Origin of the sequence: Lacticaseibacillus mingshuiensis (assembly GCF_016861785.1) — a bacterium.
Taxonomy (GTDB): domain Bacteria; phylum Bacillota; class Bacilli; order Lactobacillales; family Lactobacillaceae; genus Lacticaseibacillus; species Lacticaseibacillus mingshuiensis.
Genome location: NZ_BOLS01000017.1, coordinates 1 through 17502, shown reverse-complemented (window position 1 = coordinate 17502; position 17502 = coordinate 1). Strand labels below are relative to the sequence as shown.

Annotated in this window: 16 protein-coding genes and 2 pseudogenes; all 18 read left to right on the top strand. The window is 54.5% G+C overall.

Annotated features, from left to right (window positions below):
• The first annotated feature begins 65 nt into the window (after positions 1–65).
• Complete coding sequence (gene acpP, locus JUE67_RS10295; RefSeq protein ID WP_203628157.1) at positions 66–311, top strand: acyl carrier protein; 246 nt, start codon at positions 66–68, stop codon at positions 309–311.
• Between the two features lie 480 nt (positions 312–791).
• A complete protein-coding gene (locus JUE67_RS10290) occupies positions 792–1823 on the top strand; it encodes an ABC transporter ATP-binding protein (RefSeq protein WP_125696429.1) in 1032 nt (343 codons plus the stop codon).
• 7 nt (positions 1824–1830) lie between these two features.
• A pseudogene (locus JUE67_RS10285) lies at positions 1831–2608 on the top strand (ATP-binding cassette domain-containing protein); the annotation flags it as partial.
• A 184-nt stretch (positions 2609–2792) separates the two neighbouring features.
• Positions 2793–3758 (top strand): ABC transporter permease, encoded by a 966-nt coding sequence (locus tag JUE67_RS10280; protein WP_203637148.1) that lies wholly within the window; start codon positions 2793–2795, stop codon positions 3756–3758.
• A 28-nt stretch (positions 3759–3786) separates the two neighbouring features.
• Positions 3787–4686 (top strand): ABC transporter permease, encoded by a 900-nt coding sequence (locus JUE67_RS10275; RefSeq protein ID WP_203628173.1) that lies wholly within the window; start codon positions 3787–3789, stop codon positions 4684–4686.
• Between the two features lie 140 nt (positions 4687–4826).
• Positions 4827–6596 (top strand): oligopeptide ABC transporter substrate-binding protein, encoded by a 1770-nt coding sequence (locus tag JUE67_RS10270; RefSeq protein WP_203628158.1) that lies wholly within the window; start codon positions 4827–4829, stop codon positions 6594–6596.
• Positions 6597–6702: 106 nt separating this feature from the next.
• Positions 6703–7401: a ribonuclease III gene (gene rnc, locus JUE67_RS10265; RefSeq protein WP_203628159.1), complete on the top strand. Its 699-nt coding sequence runs from the start codon at positions 6703–6705 to the stop codon at positions 7399–7401.
• A 15-nt stretch (positions 7402–7416) separates the two neighbouring features.
• Complete coding sequence (gene smc / locus JUE67_RS10260; protein ID WP_203628160.1) at positions 7417–10968, top strand: chromosome segregation protein SMC; 3552 nt, start codon at positions 7417–7419, stop codon at positions 10966–10968.
• A pseudogene (gene ftsY / locus JUE67_RS10255) lies at positions 10968–11948 on the top strand (signal recognition particle-docking protein FtsY); the annotation flags it as partial. The gene smc and the pseudogene ftsY, both read left to right, overlap by 1 nt.
• A gap of 372 nt (positions 11949–12320) precedes the next feature.
• Complete coding sequence (locus JUE67_RS10250) at positions 12321–12638, top strand: hypothetical protein (RefSeq protein WP_125696421.1); 318 nt, start codon at positions 12321–12323, stop codon at positions 12636–12638.
• Positions 12639–12804: 166 nt separating this feature from the next.
• The gene (locus JUE67_RS10245; RefSeq protein ID WP_125696420.1) at positions 12805–13146 is read left to right on the top strand and encodes a putative DNA-binding protein; all 342 of its coding nucleotides are present in this window, start codon (positions 12805–12807) and stop codon (positions 13144–13146) included.
• Between the two features lie 14 nt (positions 13147–13160).
• Positions 13161–14600: a signal recognition particle protein gene (gene ffh, locus JUE67_RS10240; protein ID WP_203637147.1), complete on the top strand. Its 1440-nt coding sequence runs from the start codon at positions 13161–13163 to the stop codon at positions 14598–14600.
• A gap of 90 nt (positions 14601–14690) precedes the next feature.
• Positions 14691–14966 carry a 30S ribosomal protein S16 gene (gene rpsP, locus JUE67_RS10235; protein ID WP_203628163.1) on the top strand — a complete coding sequence of 92 codons (276 nt, stop codon included), beginning with the start codon at positions 14691–14693 and terminating at the stop codon, positions 14964–14966.
• Positions 14967–14977: 11 nt separating this feature from the next.
• Positions 14978–15241 carry a KH domain-containing protein gene (locus JUE67_RS10230; protein WP_125696417.1) on the top strand — a complete coding sequence of 88 codons (264 nt, stop codon included), beginning with the start codon at positions 14978–14980 and terminating at the stop codon, positions 15239–15241.
• Between the two features lie 53 nt (positions 15242–15294).
• Positions 15295–15819, top strand: coding sequence for a ribosome maturation factor RimM (rimM, locus tag JUE67_RS10225; protein WP_203628164.1), 525 nt, complete (start codon positions 15295–15297; stop codon positions 15817–15819).
• Complete coding sequence (gene trmD / locus JUE67_RS10220; RefSeq protein WP_203628165.1) at positions 15809–16612, top strand: tRNA (guanosine(37)-N1)-methyltransferase TrmD; 804 nt, start codon at positions 15809–15811, stop codon at positions 16610–16612. Before rimM ends, trmD begins: the two co-directional genes overlap by 11 nt.
• A gap of 184 nt (positions 16613–16796) precedes the next feature.
• Positions 16797–17144 carry a 50S ribosomal protein L19 gene (gene rplS, locus JUE67_RS10215; RefSeq protein ID WP_125696414.1) on the top strand — a complete coding sequence of 116 codons (348 nt, stop codon included), beginning with the start codon at positions 16797–16799 and terminating at the stop codon, positions 17142–17144.
• Positions 17145–17204: 60 nt separating this feature from the next.
• On the top strand, positions 17205–17417 hold the full coding sequence (locus JUE67_RS10210; RefSeq protein ID WP_203637149.1) for a hypothetical protein: 213 nt from the start codon (positions 17205–17207) through the stop codon (positions 17415–17417).
• Positions 17418–17502 lie beyond the last annotated feature (85 nt).

Genomic DNA, 17502 nt, shown 5'->3' with positions numbered 1-17502 from the left:
AATAAGTGGACAAAGGCGTGTAAAACCGCTATGCTGTAATGCGTATTAAGCACAAGGAGGACGTCATGACTGAGCAAGAAGTATTCGCAAAAATCTCTGGGTTGATTCAAGATCATTTTCAGATCCCGGAAGCGAAGATCTCAAACGACCTGAACTTCAAAAAAGACCTTGATGCCGATTCCATCGATATCGTAGAGTTCGTGCTTGAACTCGAGGATACCTTTGGGGCCGAGATTCCCGATGAGGATGCCGAAAAGATCGTGACGGTGGGCGACGCGGTCCAGTATGTCATGACCCATCAAGCGCACTAACACGAGATAAGAAATTGCGGCGTGGTCAAATGCGATCGCGCGTTATGATGAAAGAGGTCCCCTCTGATTTCGCAGGGGGGACCTCTTTTTGTGTCCCGTCGGCAAGGCGGGAACCGGCAATTTTTTTGCGTTTTTTTTGGATGGATCGAGGTTCGAGCATTGAAAGCGGCGTGGCCGTCGAGTGGCGGCTGATATGTCCATCTCAGCCTGACATTTGTCTGCGATCTCCAAACGAAAATGAAATTGTGTCTTAGAAATGAGAAATGCTGTCCGCAAAAATGATAATGCAACCGATTTTTCTGGCCTGCGAACTGCTATTTTTTTGCCACGAATATTTGATAAAAACCGCGCGGCAATCGCGAACTTAACTTGCATATCCGCAGGGCCTTATATATAATGAATCATAAATTCATTTGAAGTCTAATCTGGCTCTCATCATTAAGATCTGGTCGGGATTTGATGGAAAAAGGGGGAATCACTGTGGATAAGCCAGGGGATCTGCTTTTAGATATCCAGCATCTGCACACTGCATTTCGTGTCGGGGACGATTTTTACGATGCGGTCGATGATGTCAACTTGACCTTGAAAAAGGACGAGGTGCTCGCGATCGTGGGTGAATCAGGCTCAGGGAAAAGTACACTGGCCACCAGCATCATCGGGTTGCATAACCCGACCAATGCCAAGGTGACTGGGGACATTTTGTACAGCGACCTGAATCTGGTGGGCTTAAACGAGCCGATCTATAACCGCATTCGCGGCAATGATATCGGCATGATCTTCCAGGATCCGTTGGCGGCGCTGAACCCGCTGATGCGCATCGGCGATCAGATCGCCGAGACCTTGGTCTATCATACAAAGCTCAACAAAGAGGATCGTGAAAAGCGTGTCCTCGAGCTGCTCGACCAGGTCGGCATTCCAAACCCGCCACGTGTTTTCCGCCAGTATCCGCATGAGTTGTCCGGTGGGATGCGGCAGCGTGTTGTCATCGCCATTGCGATCGCCTGCAAGCCGCCGATCATCATCGCCGACGAGCCGACCACCGCGCTGGATGTGACCATTCAGGCCCAGATTCTCGACTTGCTCAAGCAGATTCAAAAAGAGACGCATTCCGGCATCATCCTGATCACGCATGATCTTGGGGTCGTGGCCGAAACAGCGGACCGGGTGGCCGTGATGTATGCGGGGCAACTGGTCGAAACAGGCAGCGTCTACGACATTTTCCAGCATCCGACCCATCCGTACACACGGAGTCTTCTGCGGTCGATGCCACAGGCCGATTCCGATGATGATGAACTGTATGTCATCGATGGGGTGGTGCCGACCTTGAAGGAAATGCAAGTCGACACATGCCGCTTTGCCAAGCGGATTCCGTGGATTCCAGAAGAGGCGCATGAAGCGCATCCGACAATGCATGAAGTAGGGCCGAACCATTTTGTTCAGTGCACCTGCTATAAGCATTTCCATTTCAGGGACGAACCAGAATCCACGTTAACGGCGCAAACGGAGGGGTGAGCAGCACATGGCAATGATCGAGATCAAGAATTTAAAGATCCACTACCCGATTCGCTCCGGTTTCTTTAATCGAGTCACGGATTATGTGTACGCCGTCGATGGGGTCAACTTCGATATTGAAGAAGGCGAGACTTACGGGCTGATCGGGGAATCCGGCTCAGGGAAGTCCACGATCGGCAAAGCGGTCGTCGGCCTTGAAAAGCCGACCAGCGGCCAGATCATCTACAAAGGCGTCGACATCACCAAAAAGAGCAATCGGAGCAAGATTCACTACAACAAAGATGTCCAGATGATCTTCCAGGACTCTTTGTCGAGTCTGAATCCGAAAAAGCGTATCCGCGACATCATCGCGGAGCCGATTCGCAATTTTGAACGGATGTCCGATACCGAGGAACGCAAACGCGTCGGTGAACTGCTGGATATTGTTGGGATGCCGGCGGACTCGATGTACAAATACCCATTCGAGTTCTCAGGTGGCCAGCGTCAGCGTATCGGCATCGCCCGGGCCGTTTCCACGAACCCGAAGCTGATCGTCGCCGATGAACCTGTTTCCGCCCTGGATCTGTCCGTGCAGGCGCAGGTGCTGAACTTCATGAAGCAGATTCAGCGGGAATATAACATTTCCTATTTGTTCATCTCACATGACCTTGGTGTCGTGAAGCATATGTGCAAAAACATGGCGATCATGACTCGCGGCCGGTTCGTTGAGATCGGCACGCGTGAAGATATCTACAAGGATCCATTACATATCTACACGCAACGTCTTTTGTCAGCGATTCCAAGCATGTCACCAGCCACTCGGGAAGCGGATCTGGCGCATCGCAAAGAAGTCGAGCACATCTATCGCGATGAGGAGTCGCGTTACTACAATGAAAACGGCCGTGTCCTGGATCTGAAGCAGATCTCTGCCACGCATCAAGTCGCACTGCCGGATTCGGAGCTCGAAAAGCTGAAGGGGGGCCTTGCGTAATGTGGAAGACAATTATCCGACGGGTCCTCATCATGGTCCCGCAGATCATCATTTTGTCACTGATCGTTTTCTTCTTGGCCAAACTGATGCCAGGGGATCCATTCACCGGTTCAGGGAAGCTCTCACCGCAAATGGACCTCAATCAGATTCAGGCCATTAAAAAGGAATTAGGGTTGCTGGATCCATTACCTGTTCAATATTTCCGCTGGATCGGCAACATTTTGCACGGCGACCTTGGCATGTCTTATGCCTACAAGGTTCCGGTCATCAACTTGATCGCTGAACGTGCCGGCAACACTATTTGGCTGTCGCTGTTCTCCGTTTTGCTGACGTATCTGATCGCGGTGCCGCTTGGCGTTTTGGCCGGCCGCTACCAGGGCACCCATATTGACGGCGGGATCTCCTTTTACGCATTTGCCATTATTGCCATCCCAGGCTTTGTTTTCTACCTGCTTGGTCTGTGGCTCTTCGGTTACCAGCTCGGCTGGTTCCCAACCACTGGTTCGATCTCGATCGCCGCTGACGGCTTGCTCGCCAAGTTCTTCAGCCGTATTTACCATATGATCCTGCCAGCCATTTTGTCCTCCGTGATCTCGACTACTGGGATCATCCAGTATCTGCGGTCTGGGATCATCGATAACACGCAGGAAGACTTCACGCGGACCGCGCGTGCCAAAGGGGTGCCGGAACGCATCGTCTTTGACCGCCACATTTTGCGGAACTCCCTGCTGCCGATCGCGGCGTTCATGGGGAATACCATCACCGGTTTGATCGGTGGGTCGGTCTTCATCGAAAACGTCTTCTCCTATCCTGGGATGGGGAAGTTGTTCATCGATTCGATGAACAGCAACGACTATCCGATCATCACCTCGCTGACCTTGTTGTTCGGGCTGATGACACTGATGGGGAACTTGCTTTCCGATATCATCATGTCGATCGTGGATCCGCGGATCCGGATCGAGTAAGGGGGGATCGACGATGGAAAACAAAAATATGGTCGATGCTGTAGAAACAAACGCGAATACAATGTCCGAGACACCCTCTGGCTTCAAGGTCATCTGGCGTGAATTGCGCCATGATAAAGTCGCGATGATCTCCTTGGTCATTGCCGCCACCTTGCTGATCGGAATCACTGTTTGGGGCAGTCTGCTCAACCAGGATAAGGTCACCGAAGCCTCCTTGCTGGATCGCTTCCTTGCCCCGGGCCAAGATGGCCACATTCTCGGCGCCGATCCATCGGGCCGTGATGTCTGGAACTACCTGATGCTCGGCGGTCGTAACTCGATCTTGATCGGGGTCTCGGTCACCTTGATCACCGAATTCATCGGCCTGATCGTTGGGACGATCTGTGGGTATTTTGGCGGCATCCTCGACAATGTTGTGATGCGTATCGTTGATTTCTTCATGATCATCCCGACAACCCTGGTCATCATCTTGCTCGTGAAAATCACGACGCACTACAACGCTGTCACCTTGGTCCTGATCATTTCGGCCTTTGGGTGGATGGGGACGACGCGACTCATGCGCTCGCTCATTTTCTCCCAGGCCAGTCGAGATTATATCGCGGCTTCGAAAACGTCAGGGACTTCTAATTTTACGATCATGTGGCGTGAGCTGATTCCGAATATCTCGTCCATGATCATCACGGATCTGACTTTGGGCATCGCTGGGAACATCGGGCTCGAAGTGGGGCTGTCCTACCTTGGCTTCGGGCTGCCGCCTGACACGCCATCCTTGGGGACGATGATTGCCTATGCGAACGACCCAGATATCATCACGGCCTATCCGTGGGTCTGGCTGCCAGCATCGCTGTTGATCATGGTGTTGGCCCTGTCGATCAGCTTCTTCGGTAACGCGATTCGCCGCGCCGCAGATGCCCGTCAGCGGACCTGATGACCGATTTCTGAATTTAATTGTATTCTGAGCGAAATTTAAGCTTTACAATCGTTTTCTCATAATGTATCATCATAGTCACAGGAGCAAAGAAGCGAACGAGTTTCTAGTAAGTTGCTCAAATTTTAGGGGGTTTGGCAATGAATAAAGCGAAAGTTATCGGCACGCTGATGTTTACCAGCATCGCGGCCGTAACACTTGCGGCTTGTGGTAGCAATAGCTCAAGCAGCAAAAAGACGACCAGCTCAAACGCTGATACGTCCAAGATCAAGCCGTATACGACAAACAACAAGAAGAGCGTTTCTGGCGCAACCTTCAAGTATGGCGAGCAGTCAGCTTCTCCGTTCACCGGGATCTTCTCTAACGAACTTTCCGTTGACGCGGTTGACTCCGATGTCATTCAGTTCGCCAACGAAAGCCTGTTCAAAGTTGATGATAGCTACGCCTTTGTTAAGGGCGGCGCGGCTGACATCAAGTTGGACGATGACGCGAAGACGGCGACCATCACGATCAATCCTAAGGTGAAGTGGTCCGATGGCAAGTCCTTGGTCGCAAAAGACGTTGAATACGCCTACGAGATCATCGCCAACAAGGGTACTCAGAGCCAGCGTTACACCGAGTCTTTGCAGAACATTGTCGGCATGGCGGAATACCACGCAGGCACCGCAAAGACCATTTCCGGGATCGAGATGCCTGATGGCGATGACGGCTTGAAGGTCGTTATTCACTTCAAGCAGATGAAGCCTGGCATGAACACTTCTGGTAACGGCTTTATCTGGGAAAGTGCTGTTCCTTATCACTACCTGAAGGGCATCGCCTTCAACAAGCTCATTTCCTCTGATCAGATTCGTAAGAACCCGATCTTCTACGGCCCATACAAGATGACCAAACTCGTTTCTGGTCAGTCTGCTGAGTTCGTACCAAACGAGTATTACTACGGCAAGAAGCCGCAGCTTGCGAAGATCACCTTCGAAGTTGTTTCGCCTAACCAGGCACCGACCGCCGCAGCTGCCGCCAAGTACGACATGCTTGCCATCGGACCGACCTCTTATGCGAAGGTCAAGGACTCTGACAAGGTCACCGTCATTGGCAAAGATCCGCTTTCCTATTCATACATGGGCTTCAAGGTCGGCAAGTGGGACTCCAAGACCGGCAAGAACGTGATGAACAAGGACGCGAAGATGAACAACAAGAGTCTTCGTCTTGCGATCGCTTACGCAATGAACGTCAAGGGCGTGGCTGAAAAGCTCTATCCAGACACCGGCTCGCAACTTGCGACCCTCATTCCGCCTGCATTTGGCAAGTGGAGTGACAGCTCCATCAAGGCATATCCTTACAGCTTGAAGAAGGCTGAAGATCTCCTTGACAAGGCAGGCTACAAGAAGGGCAAAGACGGCTACCGGACGAACCCAGATGGCTCGAAGCTGACCATCAACTGGGCAACCATTTCTGGCAACCAGAACACCGAGCTGATGAACAAGACTTACATGCAGGCATGGAAGAAGATCGGTCTGCACGTTGTCTACACCGGCGGCAAGCCAATGGATGCTAACGCATGGCAGGATGCGGTCATGAACGACGCGTCTAACGTTGATATGTATGATTCTGGCTGGTCCATGTCCAGAGAACCTTCCCAGGATGATCTGTACTCCGAAGCGGCACCATTCAACTGGGAACGCTTCGTCACTGCTAAGAACACCGAATTGCTGAAGAACATGAACAGCGACAAGGCCTTCGATACGGATTACCGGATCGATCAGTTCCATCAGTGGCAGCAGTACATGCACGATCAGGCCTACGTCATCCCGACCCTTTACATCAAGGATCTGTATGCTGTGACCAACCGTGTTAAGGGGCTTAGCCTTCAGCCGACCTCTAGCTGGGCTGATGTCTCCGTTACCTCGAAGTAATTCTAGGTCTAAAAGGCACTCGCAATTGCGGGTGCCTTTTTGTGTCAGCTCTTGTATAATAAAATAGACTAATTACTAGGCAGTGGGAACTTTCAAGGAGGAAAATATGGTCGCTTCAGAGTTTGTCAGCGAGTTGAGACAACGGTACGGCGTCGAGTTTAAGAATTTGGCGATCTTGGATGAGGCCTTCACGCATTCATCTTACGTCAACGAACATAAAGAACTCGGCCTTAAGGATAACGAGCGGCTTGAATTTCTCGGCGATGCGGTGCTTGAGCTGACGGTCTCGGATTACATCTACCGCCATTACCCGGACCAGCCCGAGGGCAAATTGACCCGAATGCGGGCGGCGATCGTGCAGACCAAGAGCTTCTCGGCGTTTTCCAAGGAAGCGCACTTTGACCAGTACATCAAGCTCGGCAAAGGCGAAGAGGCGGCAGGCGCTCGCAAGCGCAAGACGCTGCTTGAAGATCTGTTTGAGGCCTTCAATGGCGCGTTGTATCTTGATCAGGGGCGCGGCGCCGTCATCAAGTTTGCGGAGCAGGTGATCTTTCCAAAGATCGATGCTGGCGAATTTGCGGCGGACATGGATCATAAGACGGAATTACAGGAATTTGTCCAGCAAGGCGGCGAGGTCGCGATCGAATACCGGCTGCTTTCGGAAAGTGGCCCGGCGAATGATCGCAGTTTTTCCGTTGAAGTCGCTGTGGATGGCAAGATCCTCGGCAGTGGCAGTGGACGTAGTAAAAAAGCGGCTGAACAAGCGGCGGCGCAAGATGCGCTGACCACGCTCAAAGCCAAGTGAAATGAGAGACCTTTTATGCAGTTAACGCACCTTGTGATCAATGGCTTCAAATCATTTGCCGATAAGACCGAGATCGATTTTGTCCCTGGCCTGACCGGTATCGTTGGCCCAAACGGCAGCGGGAAAAGCAACATCACCGAGGCGATCAGGTGGACGCTGGGGGAGCAAAGCGCCAAGAGCCTGCGCGGCGAGAAAATGGGGGACGTCATTTTTGCCGGTACCGCCACGCGCCCGCCGCTCAACCGGGCCGAAGTGCTCATGACGTTCGACAATTCAGATGGCTATCTCAAAGAACAGCCGGCGACGGTCACAGTCTGTCGCCGGCTTTATCGTGATGGCGAATCGGAATTTCTGATCAATAATCAGCAGGTCCGGCTGAAGGATATTGTGGACCTCTTCATGGACTCGGGTCTGGGTAAGGAAAGTTTTTCCTTTATTTCTCAGGGCCGCGTGGAGGCAATCTTTAATAGCAAGCCTCAGGACCGTCGCGGGATTCTGGAAGAGGCCGCTGGTGTTTTCAAGTATAAGCAGCAAAAATTGAAGGCCGAGCACGAACTGCAGACGACTGACGATAATTTGGCTCGGGTCAGCGACATTGTCAGTGAGTTGCAGCGCCAAGTCGCACCGCTGGCTGAGCAGGCCTCCTTGGCGCGCGATTATGAACGCTTGTCCGGGGACTATCACGCCAGCCACCAGGCACTGTTGGCGCTTGAGATCGCCCAACTGGCGGCTGAGCGCAGCCAGACCGACGCCGATGCGACGATCACAAAGCAGACCGTCACCGCCCTGACAAGCAAGATCGCCCATTTGGAAGACCGCTCGGAAAAATTGACGGCCGCGGATCAGACGTATGAGGCGCAATTGACGGCGCTGAACGATGCCATCCTGAGCGCCTCAATGAAGCTTGAGAGTCTGACCGGCGAGGCCAATCTGTCGGCGGAGCGTGCGACCAATGCCGAAGCGACCCTCAGCGATCTGCGCGAGCGCGAACAAGCCGCGCGGGATCAGCTCGCGGCAGCTGCTGAGAAGATCAAAGAACTGACCGCCCACCAGACGGAAAACGATCAGGCGGCAAAACAAGTGGCCGCCCAGCTTGACGCGCAAACGCAAGCGGCGGCTACCCCAGCCCAACTGCAGGCGCAGCTTGAAAGCGCGCGTGCGGATTACATCGACCTGCTTCAGCAACAGGCCCGCGCCGCCAATGACGTCGCCAGCATTCAAAAGGACCAACAGCTTGCCGAGAACCAAAATGCGGCGGCCACGGCCCGGCTCAATGATCTGCGGACCCAGCTTGCGGCCCAGCAGGCGCAAGTCAACGCGCTGACGGCGCAAAACACTGCCGACCGCGACGCGAAAAAACAGGCTCAAGCGGCGCTGGCCGCTGCCGAGAATCAAGCGGCGAGCCTGCAACGCGACTACGCGGACATCAGCGACCGGTACCAGAAGGGCTACAGTCTTTTTCAGCGCGCCAAGTCCCGTTATGAGACGCTGCAGGAGTTGAAGGAAGACTACGCTGGCTTTTTCGCCGGTGTGCGCGTGGTCTTGAAGCAAAAGGCGACGCTGACCGGTGTGATCGGGGCAGTCGCCGAATTGGTGACCGTGCCGGCCGCCTATCAGCAGGCGCTGGATATCGCACTGGGAGCCAACCTCCAGGCGATTATCACCGAAGATGAGACCGCCGCGAAAAACGCGATCGCCTATTTGAAAAAAACGCGAAGTGGCCGGGCCACTTTTTTACCGCTTAGCGTGATACGGCCCCGACCGTTGCCAGCCAATGTGCAACAGGCGCTGGTCGGACGCAACGGCTTCATTGGCGTGGCCAAGGACCTTGTCAGCTACGACCCACGATTGGAAAATGTGATGGCTAACCTGATGGGCAGCCTCGTCGTGGCCCAGGACATGGACGCGGCGATCGCCCTAGCCAATGTGAGTGGCCACCGCTATCGCATCGTCACCCTCGAAGGCGACCTGATCAATCCGGGGGGGTCGATGACAGGGGGCCAGGTCAAACAGACTGGGAGCTCGCCACTGGCCCGTAACCAGGAAGTCACCGAACTGAAGGCCCAACTCCGGCAAATGGTCGACGCGCTGAAGGCCCAGCAGCAAAAACAAAAAGAGGCCCATGAGGCATTGGGCACCGCGCAGCAACAACGCCAAGCGCTGCAGGAGGCGGCCAGCGATGCGGCGGCCAAGGTTGAAGGCAGCGATGCCCAGCTTGCGGCGCAACAGAGTCAGCTGACGCAACTGGATCGTCAGACGCAGGCCACCGCGTTATCAGCGGATGGCGGTCAAGATCTGGCCGGTCGCTTGGCCGCAGCGCAAGAGGCGTCTGCGCAGGCCGATGCGGCGGTCAAGGCCGGTGATCAGCTGATCGAAACGCTCAAGGCGCAAGTGGCCGCTGCCAGCAGTTCAGCGGCTGATCAACAGGCGGCGTTGACACAGCTCAAGACGCGCGCAGCCTTATTAGCCAGTGATCACAAGACCACGGCCCAGCAGCTCGCGCAATGGCAAGAAAATCGCGTTCAGGCGAAGCAAACAGTCGATCAATTGACTGCGCGCATTGCGGCGATCACCAAAGGCGCCACACAAAGCGCCCAGGATAAAGAAGATCGGCAAAAAACGATCAGTGACCTGAAAGCCTCGCTGGCGACCATGAAGGCCAACCAGGACGATTTGACGAAGACCAAGGCGGCCAATCGCGGCGAACTCAGTCAGGTCTCGGCCCAGATCACCACGGCCTATACCCAGCAGCACACTGCACTGACCGAACAAGAGCAACAAAGCGTGTCCCTGAATCGGATCAAGATCAATATCGACAACCGCCTGACAACGCTGGCCGAGGATTACCAGCTGACCTATGAGGCGGCCCTGGCTGACACGAAACTGACGCCGGCGGACCTGCCGACGCTGCGGAGTCAATTGAAGCTACTGAAACGCGGCATCGATGATCTTGGTCCGGTGAACCCGAATGCCATCACCGAATATGACAACGTCAAGACCCGGTTCGATTTTCTGGTCAAGCAACAAGGTGACCTGAATCTTGCCAAGGACCAATTGCTTGCCACCATGGGGGAGCTCGACGAAGAGGTGAAGGGGCGCTTCAAGGAGATATTCGACAAGACCAACGCGGCCTTCAAGGAGATCTTCCCGAAGATGTTCGGCGGCGGCCATGCGCATCTGTCGTTGACGGATCCGGACGACTTGTTGAACACCGGCATCGAGATCGCGGCCGAGCCGCCTGGCAAAAAACTGAGCCGGCTCTCGCTTTTATCCGGCGGGGAACGTGCGCTGACGGCGATCGTTTTGCTCTTTGCCATCTTGCAGGTGCGCCCGGTGCCGTTTTCCATTCTCGATGAGGTGGAAGCAAGCCTGGACGAGGTCAATGTGAACCGTTTTGGCGAGTTCCTGCGCCACTATGCCAGCGACACGCAGTTCATCGTCATCACGCATCGCCGCGGGACGATGCTCGCCGCGAATATGCTGTATGGGGTGACGATGCAAGAATCTGGGGTATCCAAGATGGTCGCAGTCAGTTTGGACCAGGTCAATCATGAGGAGGCGCAATAATGGGATTATTTGATCGAATCAAGCAGGCCTTTGGTGGTGGCAAGCCAGAGACGACAGAAGAAGCCAAGTATGATACCGGCCTTGAAAAAAGTCGAACGTCTTTTGCCGACCGGCTCAATGCGCTGTTTGCCAATTTTCGCACGGTCGACGAGGATTTCTTTGATGACCTTGAAGAAATGCTGATCGAGGCGGATGTCGGTTTTGCCACCGCCGAGCAACTCACAGAGGAGCTCCGCGAAGAAGTCAAACTGCAAAATGCCCAGAAACCGGCCGCGGTCGCACAGACCATTGTTCAAAAATTGGTCGATCTCTATGGCGAGGCCGGTGAGGGAGAAGACAATACGCTGCATTATGCAGCTGAGGGCCCGACCGTGTTTCTCTTCGTCGGCGTTAACGGCGCCGGCAAGACCACGACGATCGGCAAGCTCGCGCATCAATTGAAGGAACAGGGCAAGTCAGTCCTGCTGGCGGCCGGGGATACCTTCCGTGCAGGCGCGATCGAGCAGCTCCAAGAATGGGGCCGCCGGGATGGTGTGCCGGTGGTGGCTTCCAGTGCCGGCAGTGATCCGGCATCCGTCATTTTCGATGCGGTCCGCCGCGCCAAGGATGAGCAAGTCGATGTCTTGTTGGTCGACACAGCTGGACGCCTGCAGAACAAAGTCAACTTGATGAATGAGCTGGACAAGATTCGCCGCGTGATCGTCCGCGAATTGCCGGATGCCCCTCAGGAAACATTGCTGGTACTGGATGCGACCACTGGGCAAAATGCATTGAGTCAGGCCAAGGAATTCAATCAGACCACTCAGGTCACCGGCATCGTGTTGACGAAGCTGGATGGATCCGGGAAAGGCGGCATCGTGCTGGCCATTCGCAATGACCTGCATGTGCCGGTCAAATTGGTCGGGCTCGGGGAGCAGATGGATGATCTGCAGGTATTTGATCCAAACAAGTTTGCGTATGGACTGTTCAAGGATCTGATCGATCCCGACAAGCGCCGCGCGCGCGAGGCGGACAAGCCGGTCGTCAATCCCAAGGACTCGCCGAACCATCAGGACGACCCGCTTTAAGTTCGAATGACGTGCTGACGCGCTAGTTGACAGTTAGCGTGCGGGTGGGCGGCGGCCAGAAACGGCTGGCGACCGCAGTAGAGCGGACAAGTGACTTTAAGCCCGCTTCCATCGACCATTTGTTTCTCTCGTAGTCGCTGATTCCGGGACTTTTCCAGCAGTTGGTCAGCACCATGCCGCTGAGCGCCTGCTTTCCTGTTAATTTTCACTTCCAGGCCTTTTTTGTGATGTATTGCGCTTACATGCGTGTTAGAATGAGAAAGGAATGAATTGGAGGGAAATTTTATGGTCGCAACGATTTTGTACTGGGCCGTCATCGCCGCCGCGTGCGGATGGGGGCTGTGGAACGTCGTCTTTTCTGGCATTTACGTGCATAACCACGAAAATGGCAATCTGTGGTTCTTCGCGATCTTGAACGCGCTGACCACGATCTTACTGGCGATCTTCTACTGGGTCTTCAGCAACACGGCCTGGCAGAAGTACTGGGTGGACAGCTCCGTAAAGATCGGCCCTTGGCTGCTTTACGTGCTGATCTTCTACATCGTCCTGGTGGTCGCACAGATCATTTTGGGCCGTGAAAAGAAGGCACCTGCTGCGGCGTGATCACCTCAGACCACGTGATGCAGATCAATTGAGAATATAAGACGGAGCTAGGCGAGCAAATTGCCTCAGCTCTGTTTTTTTGCCTGCTGCTCCGCCTCTGGCACCATTGACGGCGTGCGGGCAGTTCAGTATGCTTTGTAAGAAGCTAAAATGAGGGGACAATGGCATGGAGATCGAAAAAAACAACCGCATGAATTCGCTGTTCGAGTTTTACGGGGCATTGCTGACGGATAAGCAGCACAGTTACCTGGCGCTTTACTATGGCGATGATTATTCGTTGGGCGAGATCGCGACGGAATTCGATGTCTCGCGCCAAGCGGTGTATGATAATATCCGGCGCACAGAAGCGAGTCTGGAAGATTACGAAGAGAAGTTGCACCTGCTCGCGAATTACCAGGCGCAAAATCAGGCGGTCGATGCCCTTGTCCGGTACGTCCATGAGACTTATCCGGATGATCACACCATCAGTGCGCTGTTGACCCGTGTCGCCGATCAAGCGGCCCGTTGAAATAGGAGGAAAATATGGCATTTGAAGGATTATCTGAGCGTCTGCAAAAGGCGTTCTCCGGCCTGCGCCGAAAAGGCAAGGTCTCAGAAGACGATGTTCGCACCGCGATGCGCGAGATTCGCCTGGCGTTACTTGAAGCCGACGTTAATTTTGGCGTGGTCAAAGACTTCATCAAAACGGTGCGCGAACAGGCCCTGGGCGCGGAGGTCCTCGATAGCCTGACGCCAGCCCAACAGATCATCAAAATCGTCAATGATGAGCTGACCAAGACCATGGGCGAGGCCGCGGTGCCGCTGAACAAGTCGCCGCACATTCCGACGATCATCATGATGGTCGGCTTGCAAGGGGCTGGGAAAACAACGACGGTCGGCAAGCTGTCCAATTATCTCAAGGAAAATGAAAAGGCGCGGCCGCTTTTGATCGCCGCGGATATTTACCGGCCGGCTGCGGTCGACCAGTTGAAAACGATCGGGGAGCAACTCAGCGTCCCTGTTTTTGACATGGGCGTGGATACCGATCCAGTCGAGATCGTGCGGCAAGGACTCGCTCAAGCGGCCCTGCAGCATAACGATTACGTGATCATCGATACGGCGGGCCGCCTGCAGATCGATGAGAAGCTGATGACCGAGTTGGCCAACATCAAGGAATCGGCACATCCGGATGAGATTCTGCTGGTCGTCGATAGTATGACTGGACAAGCCGCGACCGAAGTGGCCCAGGGCTTTAATGATCGACTCGATATCACCGGCGTTGTTTTGACCAAGTTGGATGGCGATACCCGTGGTGGGGCCGCGCTGTCTATTCGCCAGGTGACCGGCAAGCCGATCAAGTTCATCGGTCAAGGTGAAAAAATGGATGCGCTGGATGTCTTTTATCCAGATCGCATGGCCAATCGAATCCTCGGCATGGGGGACATGCTGACCCTGATCGACAAGGCCCAGAAGAACTATGACCAAAAACAGGCCGCCGAAGTCGCTGAAAAGATGCGGACGAACACCTTCGACTTCAATGACTTTTTGGATCAGATGGACCAAGTGGCGGGGATGGGTAATTTCGAGGACATCATCAAGATGATCCCCGGCATGGCCAACAATCCAGCACTGAAGAATTTTCAGATGAATCCTAAAGACATCGACCACATGAAGGCGATCGTCTATTCGATGACGGCCAAGGAACGCGAAGATCCAGATCTGCTGAATCCGTCGCGCCGGCGCCGCATCGCCGCTGGGTCCGGCCGCCCGATCGTCGAGGTCAACCGGATGATCAAGCAGTTCAATCAGTCCAAGAAAATGATGACCCAGATGTACAAGGGCAACTTTTCCGGAATGGAAGGCATGATGGGCAACGGCGTTCAGGGCCGGTTGGGCAAAATGGCGATGAACCGGATGGTGCGCCAGACCAAGAAGAACAAGAAAAAGCGGCTCAAGAACGCACGTAATTTCAAATCTCAGTGATCGAGCTGGGTTGTAAAGAAAAAACTCTTTACACTTGGCATGATGTTTGCTATTATTTTGAAGTTGAGAAATTTACAGGAGGTGGACTTAATGGCAGTAAAAATTCGTTTGAAGCGAATGGGTTCAAAGCGCAAGCCGTTTTATCGCGTCGTCGTTGCGGACTCCCGTTTCCCACGTGATGGCCGCTTTATCGAAGAAGTCGGTTATTACAACCCATTGACCGAACCGGTCGATCTGAAGCTGAACGAGGACTCGATCTTCGCATGGCTCCAAAAAGGGGCACAGCCTTCTGATACAGTACGCACCCTGCTTTCGAGCAAGGGCATCATGCAGAAGTATCACGAAGCGCGCTTCACCAAGAAGTAAGGGGCTAGCCTGTGGATATCGCAGCGCTGATCAAAACGATCGTGACGCCATTAGTCACTCACCCCGATGCCATCGTGATCGCGAGTCATGAAACAAGCGAGTACATGGCATTTGACCTGACTGTCGCCGCAGATGACGTCGGCCGGGTGATCGGCAAACAGGGTCGGGTCGCTCAGGCGATCAGAACCATTGTCTATGCCGTTAAATCGCCTTATGCGAAGCGGATTCGGCTCAACATCTTGGATGCGCCGCAGACCGCTTCTGAGGCAAACTAAAAAAGCCGGCCTTTGCCGGCTTTTTTGCTAGGAACAAGGAGGATTAGACCAACATGGGAGAAACGAACCGCTTCAAGGTCGGCAAGATCGTCAACACGCATGGCGTTCGCGGAGAACTGAAAGTGATCACGATCACGGATTTTCCCGCGCAACGCTTCGCCAAAAATAGTGTCCTGTACGTGGACACCAAGCCGGAGCAAAAACTGACCGTGACCGGTGCGCGGCCGCAAAAGGGGACCTTGCTCGTGACATTTGCGGAGATCACCGACATGACGGCCGCCGAAGCGCTCAAGGGCTGCACGCTCAGCACGGCCGATGAAAGCCGCGATGCCCTGGCAGACGGGGAGTATTTTTACCGGGATCTGATCGGGCTGACGGTGATCGACCAGGCAGGGGCGACGCTGGGCCAGGTCAGCGAGATCCTGAGCCCGGGTGCCAATGATGTGTGGGTGATTCCGCGGCCTGGCAAAACGGATATCTTATTGCCGTTCATCCAGTCGGTTGTTTTGACCATCGATCTGGCCACGAAAACGGCGCATGTGGACGTACCAGCGGGGTTGATCGACGATGCGGATTGATGTGTTGACACTTTTTCCAGACATGTTCGCCCCGCTGACCCAAAGTATGATCGGCAAGGCATTGGAGAATGACAAGCTCGCGTTTGAAGCCACCGATTTTCGCCAGTACAGCCATGATAAGCATCATCACGTTGACGACACGCCTTATGGTGGCGGGGCGGGGATGCTGCTGAAGCCGGAGCCGCTGTTTGAGGCCATGGATGACCTGAAGACGAAGCATCCTGGCAAAAAGCGGGTGATTCTGCTTGATCCGGCAGGGCGACGGTTCGATCAGACAGCTGCCGCTGAACTAGCGACTGAAGACCACCTTGTCTTTATTTGCGGTCATTACGAGGGCTACGACGAACGCATTCGCACGCTGGTCACCGATGAATTTTCGCTGGGCGATTTTGTTGTCACGGGTGGGGAACTGCCCGCGATGGTGATGATCGATGCGATCGTCCGCCTGCTGCCCGGGGTGTTAGGCAACGAAGAAAGTGCACCGACGGATAGTTTTTCCAGCGGTCTGCTTGAGTATCCAGAATACACGCGACCAGCCAGTTATCGCGGGATGGACGTGCCGGCGGTGCTGCAAAATGGGGACCACCAGAAGATCGCCAACTGGCGGTTGAAGGAAGCACTAAGGCGCACCTACGACCGGCGACCGGACCTGCTCGAAGGCCTTGAGCTGGATAAAGAAGGCCAGCGCCTATTGCGTGAGGTCAAAACTGAGGCCGCAACGCGCCGCGCAGAAGCACAGCTGCGGGCTGATCAAAAGCCCGATGCGGGAGACGGGGCAAATGCGTCGCACTGACTATTTGGCATCACTGATCCGGCACTGGCCTCTCGAATGGTTCTTGTTGACGTTTCACAACAACACGTCTGCGCCTTTACACCGCCCAGTAGCTATGCTAAAATGTTTACTTGTGATAACTCACATAACAACGGTATTCCGCTGATCGGGACGATCATGAATGTCGGCCAAAGGAGAAAGTTTTATGAACCCATTGATCGAAGCCATTACCAAGTCGCAATTACGCGATGACATTCCAGACTTCCGGCCTGGGGATACCGTCCGTGTTCACGCCAAGATCGTTGAAGGCGAACGCGAACGTATCCAGATCTTCGAAGGTGTTGTGATCAAGCGTCGCGGCGTTGGCGTTTCCGCCATGTACACCGTTCGTAAGATCTCAAGCGGCGTCGGCGTTGAGCGGACATTCCCGCTTCACACCCCGCGTGTTGAGAAGATCGAAGTCGTTCGTCACGGCCAAGTTCGTCGGGCCAAGCTGTACTATCTGCGTGCATTGCGCGGCAAGGCAGCTCGTATCCGCGAGAAACGTCGCTGATCGACCCCAGAAAGCCGCGCCTGGTCGCGGCTTTTTGTATGCCAAGGATAGGAGTTTGTCATGGCCCATCTCATCTATGTGGTCTATCATGCGCAACCCGAGCAACCGGTGCGCCTGATCAAGGCATTTCATTCCCCGCAACGCGCGCGGGATTATCAAACGATGCTGCAGGCCGCCCCATTTCCTGGCGAAGCGCCCACTGGGTACCAGGTCAAAGTGCTGCAGCTCGACTGGATAGGGTGCGCAGGTGCGCGTTTATGGTCGAGCAGCTAGTTTGGCCCAGACGCTTGGGGCCGGTCTTAGCCCCGAGTGACTGGGTCAACTAGATGTCTCGAGCATGCGCACCGAAGCCCGACTG